Annotated in this window: 10 protein-coding genes; 3 read left to right on the plus strand and 7 right to left on the minus strand. The window is 73.2% G+C overall.

The window, feature by feature from the left end; all coding sequences use genetic code 11:
* The first annotated feature begins 59 nt into the window (after nucleotides 1-59).
* On the plus strand, nucleotides 60-608 hold the full coding sequence (locus E1284_RS14565) for a DUF2231 domain-containing protein (RefSeq protein ID WP_131939606.1): 549 nt from the start codon (nucleotides 60-62) through the stop codon (nucleotides 606-608).
* Nucleotides 605-1036, plus strand: coding sequence for a hypothetical protein (locus tag E1284_RS41465; protein ID WP_165965267.1), 432 nt, complete (start codon nucleotides 605-607; stop codon nucleotides 1034-1036). The genes E1284_RS14565 and E1284_RS41465 overlap by 4 nt, the downstream gene beginning before the upstream one ends.
* Nucleotides 1037-1356: 320 nt before the next feature.
* On the opposite strand, the gene E1284_RS14575 is transcribed toward E1284_RS41465, so the two are convergent.
* Nucleotides 1357-2778, minus strand: a complete 1422-nt coding sequence (locus E1284_RS14575; protein WP_131939607.1) for an MFS transporter — start codon at nucleotides 2776-2778, stop codon at nucleotides 1357-1359.
* Nucleotides 2779-2844: 66 nt separating this feature from the next.
* Here E1284_RS14575 and E1284_RS14580 point away from each other — a divergent pair, with 66 nt between their 5' ends.
* Nucleotides 2845-3336 (plus strand): winged helix-turn-helix transcriptional regulator, encoded by a 492-nt coding sequence (locus tag E1284_RS14580; RefSeq protein ID WP_207923751.1) that lies wholly within the window; start codon nucleotides 2845-2847, stop codon nucleotides 3334-3336.
* A gap of 52 nt (nucleotides 3337-3388) precedes the next feature.
* Here E1284_RS14580 and E1284_RS14585 read toward each other — a convergent pair whose 3' ends face one another.
* From E1284_RS14585 to E1284_RS14610, 6 genes are all read right to left on the minus strand, one after another.
* Nucleotides 3389-4027, minus strand: coding sequence for a GTP-binding protein (locus E1284_RS14585; RefSeq protein ID WP_131939608.1), 639 nt, complete (start codon nucleotides 4025-4027; stop codon nucleotides 3389-3391).
* Nucleotides 4008-4442, minus strand: coding sequence for a DUF742 domain-containing protein (locus tag E1284_RS14590; RefSeq protein WP_131939609.1), 435 nt, complete (start codon nucleotides 4440-4442; stop codon nucleotides 4008-4010). Before E1284_RS14590 ends, E1284_RS14585 begins: the two co-directional genes overlap by 20 nt.
* Nucleotides 4443-4448: 6 nt before the next feature.
* Nucleotides 4449-4868, minus strand: a complete 420-nt coding sequence (locus tag E1284_RS14595) for a roadblock/LC7 domain-containing protein (protein ID WP_131939610.1) — start codon at nucleotides 4866-4868, stop codon at nucleotides 4449-4451.
* Nucleotides 4865-7669, minus strand: coding sequence for a sensor histidine kinase (locus tag E1284_RS14600; protein WP_131939611.1), 2805 nt, complete (start codon nucleotides 7667-7669; stop codon nucleotides 4865-4867). The genes E1284_RS14595 and E1284_RS14600 overlap by 4 nt, the downstream gene beginning before the upstream one ends.
* Before the next feature lie 97 nt (nucleotides 7670-7766).
* On the minus strand, nucleotides 7767-8129 hold the full coding sequence (locus E1284_RS14605) for a hypothetical protein (protein ID WP_131939612.1): 363 nt from the start codon (nucleotides 8127-8129) through the stop codon (nucleotides 7767-7769).
* A gap of 41 nt (nucleotides 8130-8170) precedes the next feature.
* Nucleotides 8171-8755 carry an ATP-binding protein gene (locus E1284_RS14610; RefSeq protein ID WP_131939613.1) on the minus strand — a complete coding sequence of 195 codons (585 nt, stop codon included), beginning with the start codon at nucleotides 8753-8755 and terminating at the stop codon, nucleotides 8171-8173.
* Between the last annotated feature and the right edge of the window lie 65 nt (nucleotides 8756-8820).

Consider the following 8820-nt stretch of genomic DNA (forward strand, 5'->3'; position numbering starts at 1 on the left):
GCCCCATTGACGCGAGAGTGCTATAACACCAATACTTGTTGGCGAAATGGGAGGTCGTCATGGACGATCCGCAGCAGCAGTCGAAACGGCCGGTGAGCGTGCTCGCCGGCGGCTACGGCCACCCCTTGCACCCGATCCTGGTGACGGTCCCGATCGGCGCGTGGGTGGCGAGCCTCGTCTTCGACATCGCCTCGCACCTGGTCGGCGACCCGGACTTCCTGACCAAGGGCTCCCTGTGGCTCATCGGCCTGGGCGTCGCGGGGGCGCTCGCCGCCGCCGCGACCGGTTTCCTCGACCTGCTCGCCGTCCCGCCGGGCACGCGCGCCTTCCGCACCGCCCTGGTCCACATGTCCCTGAACCTGGCCGTGACCACCGCCTACGCGGCGGCCTTCGGCTGGCGCCTCGGCGACGTCACCGGCCCCGTCCCGCCCGGACCGATCGCCCTCTCGGCGGTGTCCCTGGCAGGGCTGACCGTCTCCGGCTTCCTGGGCGGCAAGCTCGCCTACCGCTACGGCGTCCGCGTCGCCGACGAGACCACCCAGTCCGAGGGCTTCGCCACGGCCGAGCCCGCACCCCGTCCCACCACCCACCAAGGAGAGAACGCATGACCATCGGCGCACTAGTCACCTGGCTGATCACCGCCCTGGGCGGCTTCTACATGCTCGGCACCTGGATCTCCCGCGGCGGCGTCCGCGGCGGGACGTCCCGCCTCCCGGTCCCGGTCATCTTCGGCCACTTCCTGCTGGCGGCCGCCGGCCTGGTGGTCTGGATCATCTACGTCCTGGCCGACACCGCGGCCCTGGCCTGGACGGCCTTCGGCCTCCTCCTGCCGGTCGCCCTGCTCGGCTTCGTGATGTTCTTCCGCTGGCTGGCCGTGACCCGCACCCCCGCGGTCCGCACCGCCGCGGGCGCCCCCGGCTCCGCCCAGGCGGACACCGCCCCCGAAGCCGCCTTCCCCATGGCGGTCGTCCTGGCCCACGGCCTCTTCGCGGTAGTGACCCTGATCCTGGTCGTCCTGTCAGCCCTTCAAGCCTGACCCGACAACCGCGACCGGCACCGCAACCACGCAACGACCCCGACCGTCGCGATCGCGACCGAAGGCAGGTTCAAGCGAAGCGAGAACCTGATCGCGCAGCGAGCCGCCAGGCGAGTCGGATGCGATGCAGCGATCGCACCGTGTTTTTCGACGATGGAGGGCCGCCAGGCCCGAAGGAGGAGAAAAATACAATAAATACAGTGAGCACCTCTGGCCATGAGGTGCTCACTGTGGTTCGGGCGGTCGGGCGAACCGGGCCTCGCGGTCCGGGTCAAGGCTTCGTCCGACGCCCGCGCTCTGCGGTACTCGTCAAGGCGGGGTTAGGTGCCGGCGACCACTTCCTTCTCTGGCTCGGGGACGGTTGGGGAGGGCCGAAGGCGGCGCGGGGTCATGCCAAGGGCGGCGATCGCTGCGATCACCATGAACCCGGCGACCATCAGCCAGGCGTCGGTGTAGGCGGTGTGGGCCTCGGGCCAGCCGCGCGGGGTGCCGAGGGCGGCGACGGCGAGGCTGACGCCGAGGACGGTGCCGATCTGCCGGCTCATGTTCACCACGGCGCTGCCGGTGGCGTAGCGGTGGGACGGCAGTTCGACGGCGGCGGCCGACAGGATGGTGGGGAGGGCGAGCCCGACCCCGATCCCGCCGATGAGCCAGCCCGGCAGCAGCTGCGACGCGTAGGCCGGTGCCGGGCCGAGGCTCATCGCGATCATGACGACGCCGAACGCGCACAGCATGCACCCGACGGCGGTGATCAGTCCGACGGGGACCCGGGCCGCGGCGAGGCGTCCGGCGATGAGCGCCATGATGGGGACCATCAGGGGGCCGGGCGCGACGGCGAGCCCGGTCCTGATGGGCGAGTAGTGCCAGACCTGCTGCATCCACAGCACGCCGAGCAGCAGGTTCGCGGCGAACGCGACGGTGAACAGCAGGACCGCGGCGTTCGACCAGAAGAAGGTGCGGACGGCGAGCAGCGCGGGCTCGATGACCGGCGCGGGGTGCCGCAGCGAGCGCAGCCAGAACCAGGCGAGGCCGAGCAGCGCGGCGCCGGTGACCAGGGTCGTCCGCTCGCCTGGCCAGTCGTTGATCTTCACGAGGCCGAGCGCGAGGAGGGCGATCGCGCCGGTCAGCACGGCGGTGCCGGGCAGGTCGGGGACGCGGGCGGTGACGCCCTCGCGGGAGTCGGGGACGAGCCGCAGCGCGAGCACGACCGCGGCGACGCCGATGGGCACGTTGACCTCGAAGACCCAGCGCCAGGAGACGTCCACGAGGACGCCGCCGATCGCGGGGCCGGCCGCGGCGGCGAGCGCCGAGGACGCCGACCAGATCCGCACCGCGCCGCCGCGGCGCGCCGCCGGCATCGCCGACAGCAGCAGCCCGAGGCTGGTGGGGATGAGCGCGGCGGCGCCCGCGGCCTGCAGGACGCGGAAGCCGACGAGCCACCACAGGCCGGGGGCGGCGGCGCACGCCTGGGAGGCGAGGGTGAAGACGGCCAGGCCGAGGACGAGCCCGGCCTTGCGCCCGTACCGGTCGGCGAGCCGGCCGAGCGGGACGAGCAGCGCGGCGAACACGATCGCGTAGCCGTTGAGGACCCAGGACAGGTCGGCCATCGGCGTGCCGGCGAAGTCGCGGCCGATGTCGTCGAAGGCCACGTTGACGATGAACAGGTCAAGGCCCGCCATGAAGGAGGCGACGGAGAGCACCGCGAGGACGGGACCGGTGCGTACCTGACTTTGTTTCACCATAGTCAGGGACGCTAGCGCCCGACCTGACTTTGGTCAAGCGAAGTCAGCAGGTTTATAGTGGGTCGCGTGACAATCGCACTTGAGGGGCACTTCGCCGACCGCGACGCCTGGTCGATGCAGAACTGCCCGGTCGCCCGTACCCTGGCCGCGCTCGGACCGCCGTCGGCGGTGCTGGTGCTCAGCGAGGCGTTCTTCGGGACCAATCGTTTCGGCGACTTCGTGCGCAACCTCGGCATGACCGAATCCGCCGTCACCGCCCGCCTGCGCCACCTCGTCAAGGCCGGGCTGCTCACCCGGGAGCCGTACCAGGAGCCCGGCCAGCGCACGCGCTACGAGTACCACCTGACCAAGATGGGCCTGGACCTCGCGCCGACCCTCGTCAGCCTCATGGAATGGGGCGAGACGTACCTGCCCAACGAGGAGGGACGCCAGGTCATGCTGACCCACACCCGCTGCGGCGAGCGCGTGACGGCGCAGGTCAGATGCGCCGACGGCCACGACGTAGGCGTCGACGACATCATCATGCGCCCCCCGCACCCCGGAGAGGACTCTCGTTGACCTGCGGCGTGTTGTTGTTATGGCGGGCCGGATAACAACAACACGCCGCAGGTCAACGGGAGCGGTCGGGGCGGCGGGGGCTTGCGCCGCCTGCCAGGCGCAGGGCGTGCTCCACCAGGGACACCAGGACGTCCTTCGCCGAACCCGTCCGGCGCGCGTCGCACAGCAGCACCGGGACGTGCGGGTCGATGTCGAGCGCCGTCCGGATCTCCGGCGGGTCGTAGCGGTCGGCGTCGTCGAAGCAGTTGACCGCGACGACGAACGGCGTGCCCTTGCGCTCGAAGTAGTCGATCGACGCGAAGCTCGCCATCAGCCGCCGCGTGTCGGCGAGCACGACCGCGCCGAGCGCGCCGCGCGACAGCTCGTTCCACATGAACCAGAACCGCTCCTGGCCCGGCGTCCCGAACAGGTAGATCGCGACGCCGTCGCGCAGCGTGATGCGGCCGAAGTCCATCGCCACGGTCGTGGTGGTCTTGGCGGCGACGCCGTCGAGGTCGTCGACCCCGATGCTCGCGTCGGTCAGCGCCTCCTCGGTGCGCAGCGGCCGGATCTCGCTGACCGCGCCGACCAGGGTCGTCTTCCCGACGCCGAACCCGCCCGCGACGAGGATCTTCAGGGCGACGCGCGGGCCGTCGTCCCGGTCGTCGGTCTCCTCGGCGACAGGCGGGGAGCTAGAGTGCGCGGAGTTCATCGAGCACCATCCTGAGCAGGTTCTGGTCGGTATGCGGCGGGACCACGGCGGGCTGCCCGGTCGGCGTGGCCGGCGTGGACCACCGCTGGACGTCCACGAGGCCCGATTCGATCAGGTCGCCGGCCAGCACCCGGATCACCCCGAGCGGCAGGCCGAGGTCCGAGGCGAGGTCGGCGAGGGCGTGCGGGCGCCGGCACAGCGCGAGCAGCCGGCGCTGGTGGCGCGACAGCCGGCCCGGCTCGGCCGGCGGCCGCCCGGTCGCGACGAGGATCGCCACGATGTCGAGCGGCTCGCCGGCCGGCCGGGTCCGGCCGCGCGTCACCGCGTAGGGGCGGACGATGGGCCCGGCGGCGGCGTCGAGCCACCGCTCCCGTCCGGGACCCCGGGGAGCACCGGGCACGTCACTGGGGTCCATGGCGGGTCACCTGGGTCCGGGGCCCGCGGCGCTCTGCCTGACTCCGGTGGACAGCTGCCGGCCGACGCGCTTGACCAGCATCGTCATCTCGTAGGCGACGAGGCCCGCGTTGGCGCCGACCTCGCTGAGCAGCGCCAGGCAGCTGTTGGCGCCGGCGGGCACCACGAAGAACAGGCCCTGGTCCATCTCGATGAGGGTCTGCCGGATCTCGCCGGACTCCAGCTGCGGCCGCGCGCCGTTGGCCAGGCTGTGGAACCCCGCGGCGAGGGCCGCGAGGTACTCGGCGTCCTCGCGGCCGACGCCGCGCGACTTGCCCATCACGAGCCCGTCCCGGGACAGCACCACGACCTTGCGGATCTGCGGAACGCGGTCGACGAGGTCGTCGAGGAGGAAGTTGAGCTCGGCGGCGACTCCCTGCTGGGTCATGATCTTCCCTCCATGCCGTCGGCCGGTCCTTCGTCCTCGTCCCTGCCCCGCAGCCAGCCGGCCTGCAGGGAGGCGAACAGGTCGCGGGACGCCTCCGCCGAGCGCTCCTCCCAGGCGGCGAGCGCGTCCTCCGGGGGCGCCGCCGGGACCGGCTCGTCGTCGAGGGCGTCCGCGTCGCGCAGCTGCGGCGCCAGGTTGCCGCCCCGCACGCGGCGCGGCAGCGGGGCGCGCCCGCCGTTCCCGCCGCGGGCCTGCACCTCGCCGAACGACTGCGCCTGCCCGAAGGACTGCGCCTCTCCGAACGGCTGAGCCTGGCCGAACGGCTGGCCCTGCCCGAACGGCCGGCCCTCGCCGAACGAGGCGGGCGTCTCGTAGCGGCCCTGGCCCGCGTAGGGGTCGTGGCCGTAGGCCGGGATGCGCGGGCCCGCGGCCTGGAACGGGCGCGTCGCGTCGAACGCGGGCGGTGGTCCGGGCTGCGCCCCGTGCGACGGTGGGGCGCCGTACGGCGTCGGGGTCTCGGTTCCGTCGTACGGGCCGAACCCCACCGTCGCGTCGTGCTCCGGCCGCTCCTCCAGGGACGCCGGCGTATCGGGCGCCGTGGCCTCGTACGGCGGCGCACCGCCGTACGCGGACGGGCCGTCGTACGGCGGCCCGGTGTCGTAGGGCTGCGCCGCGTCGTGGGCGGGCGGCGCGTCCTGCACGGTGTCGTACACCGGGGCGTTCAGCATCGCCGTGGACGACGGCGCCGACGGCGCGGGCCACTGGCGCGTCGAGCCGTTCGCCGCCGCGTGCCCGTTCTGCCGGACGGGCCCGGCGACCGGCACGTCCCCGCCGGACGCGGCGGCACCGCCCTCGTCCTCGGGCTGGTCGACGTCCACGATCAGCTCGCGCGGGATCAGCACGACGGCGCTCACGCCCCCGTACAGCGACGGCTGGAGGGCGACCCTGATGCCGTGCCGGCCGGCGAGCCGGGCGACGACGAACAGGCCGAGCCGGTCGGTGACGGCCAGGTCGAACTCGGGGGGCCGCGACAGCCGCAGGTTCAGCGCGTCCAGCTCGGACTGGTCGAGCCCGATGCCGCGGTCGATGACGTCGACGGCGAACCCGTTGGCGCCCATCTCGCCGCGCACCAGCACCTCGGTCGGCGCGGGCGAGAACACGGTGGCGTTCTCGATCAGCTCGGCGAGCAGGTGGATGATGTCGGCGACGGCCTCGCCGATCAGCGCGGCCTGCCCGGACATGACGACGACCTCGACGCGGGTGTAGTCCTCGACCTCGGCGACGGCGGCGCGCAGCACGTCCTCGACGTGCACCGGCCGGCTCCAGCCGCGGCCCGGGGACGTCCCGGACAGGATGACCAGGCCCTCGGCGTGCCGGCGCATGCGGGTGGTGAGGTGGTCGAGCCGGAACAGGTCCTCCAGGGCCTTCGGGTCGGACGCGCCGCGCTCCATCTCGTCCAGCATGCGGAGCTGGCGGTGCAGCAGCGACTGGCTGCGCCAGGCGACGTTGAGGAACACGCGGCTGATGCCCTGCCGCAGGTACGACTCGCGGACGGCGGTCTCGATCGCGGTGTGCTGCACCTGGGTGAAGGCGTCGCCGACGCGCGCGACCTCCTTGGTCTTGCCGATGACCAGCGGCGGCGCCTCGGCCTCCACGTCGACCTCCTCACCGCGCCGGAGCCGGGCGACGACGGCGGGCAGCCGGTCCTCGGCGAGGTTCAGCGCGGCGCGCTGCAGCCCGCGCAGCTCGCGGGACAGGCTGCGGGCCGCGAGCAGCGACAGCACGATGGACGCGATCACCGCGAGCAGCCCGAACCCGCCGGCGAGGACGAGCCGCATGACGATCCGCTCGCCGATCGGCTTGGCCAGCTCGTTCAGCGCGAGGCTCGCCTGCTGGATCCGCTGCCCCCACGCCTGCGACAGCAGCTGGGTGGTGGCCTGCCAGTCGGCGGCCTCGGCCGGCAGCCGGTCGCCGCGCGCGTTCACGATCGCGGCCTCGGCGGCCCGGTACCGCTTGAACTGGTCGGACGCGGCGAGCTGCTGCAGCGGCTCGCGGAGATGGTCGTCGAGGTCGGCGAGCCCGGCCTCGAACTCCTGCCGCCCCTCCGCCGCCCACTGGACGAACGCGGTGTGCTCGGCCGGGGTGAGCCGGCCCTTGCGCGCCATGGCCGCGGTGACGAGGGAGTCCTCGCGCAGCATGTAGGCGCGGGCGTTGCCGATGCCGATCAGCGCGCGGCCCTGGGTGAGGATCGCGACGTCGTTGACCGTCACCAGGCCGTCGAAGACCTTGATGACCTGGTCGAGCATCGTGCTGTAGGAGTTGATGACCTCCAGCGGGGCGACCTGCCCGGAGTCGACCTTGCCGCGCAGCCGTGGCAGCGTGTCGAGGGCCTCGATCGCCTCGGCGAGGCGCTGCTTGGTCTCGGGCTGCGCCGCGTCCTGCGCGTCGGCCGACAGCGCGGTCCCGCGGAAGGACTTCTCGACGGCGCTGACCCGGGCGCGCTGCACGCCGAGCTTCTGCTTGTTCGCGGCGTCGCCGGAGACGAGCGCGACGACGCTCAGGGAACGCTCCGCCTGGAGCTGGTTCACCAGGTAGAGGCCGGGGAGGCCCATCTTCTCGTACGTGGTCGAGAAGTCGTACTTGTCGAACGCGTCGCCGAGCGTGATGTTCGCGGCGAACGCCCACAGGGTGATGAGGGACACCAGCGGGACCAGCAGCAGCGCCGTGATCCGCAGGCGGATGGGACGTCTCCGCCGGGCCTTGCCGCCGGGGACGTCGTCGCGGGGTGCCTTCGAGGCCATCAGATCACAACCTCATGCCGAGGGCGGGCCGGGATCGCGGCCCGTGTCGTGGGGGGAATGCGGGGGGGTGGCGTTCTCGCCTCTCAGCGCTCGCTCGTCAGGGACGCACCTCGTCCAGCGCCGCGCGGGCGACCAGTCCGCGCAGCCTGCCGGAGATCATGGCGACGGCCTGCGCGTGGCCGCGCGCGGCCTTCTCCCGCGAGGTGTACTGGCCGATGTCGGCGTGCATCGAGAGGTCGGACACGATCGTCTGCCACAGCAGCGGCCGTCCGTTCGCCGCGATGCCGAGGTCGACCACCGTGAACCAGGTCGAGACGACCACGACGGCGGCGCCGACGCGGATGACGTCCTGCGCCAGCAGGCGTCCCCGCACGTCGAGCAGCAGCCGCTGGGCCTCCTCGGCCGTGGCGGGGCTCCCGTCCGACCGGTGGTAGCGGGCGGTGTGCGCGTTCTCGGGCATGGCACGTCCATTCGCCGGACCGGGGGCTGCGGACGGGGTGCTCAGTGCCCGGGGTGCTCGTCCCGCGGCCAGGCGCGCACTTCGCACCACACCGACTTGCCCGACGGCGTGTGGTCGGTGCCGTGCCGGTCGGCCATGACCGCGACGAGGAACCAGCCCCGGCCCGTCTCCTCCATGAGGTCGACCCGGCGCGGCCGGGGGACCCCGGTGCCCTGGTCGTGGACCTCGATGCGGAGCCGGGTGCCGGCGCGCAGCAGCCGCAGGCAGAGCGCGGCGCCGGACACCGTCGCGTGCCGGACGGCGTTGGTGACCAGCTCGGAGACCAGGACCTCGGCGTCGTCGCGGAGGTGCGCGATGCCGGAGGCGACGGTGACGGACCGGCTGAACCGCCGGGCCCGGGGCACGGACTCCCGTTCCGCGGGGAGCGTCAGCTCGCCCAGCAGCAGCGGGGGCGGTTCGTCGATCGCCGGCAGCCCGTGCGCGGCGGTGGCGACCATGTCGCCGGCCGGCGCGGCCGCGGGCAGCGCGTCGGTGGGGAGTGAGTCGGTGGGCAGGGCGTCGTCGGCCAGTGCGGTGTTGGGGAGTGGGCTGCTAGGGAGTTCGATGGTGTGGTGTTCGCCCGACATGGTGAACGCCTCCTTGACTAAGGCGTGTCGCCCGGGTCCAGCCCGGCCGGGGTGCGGGGCTGGGG

Origin of the sequence: Actinomadura bangladeshensis, assembly GCF_004348335.1 — a bacterium.
GTDB classification, from domain to species: domain Bacteria; phylum Actinomycetota; class Actinomycetes; order Streptosporangiales; family Streptosporangiaceae; genus Spirillospora; species Spirillospora bangladeshensis.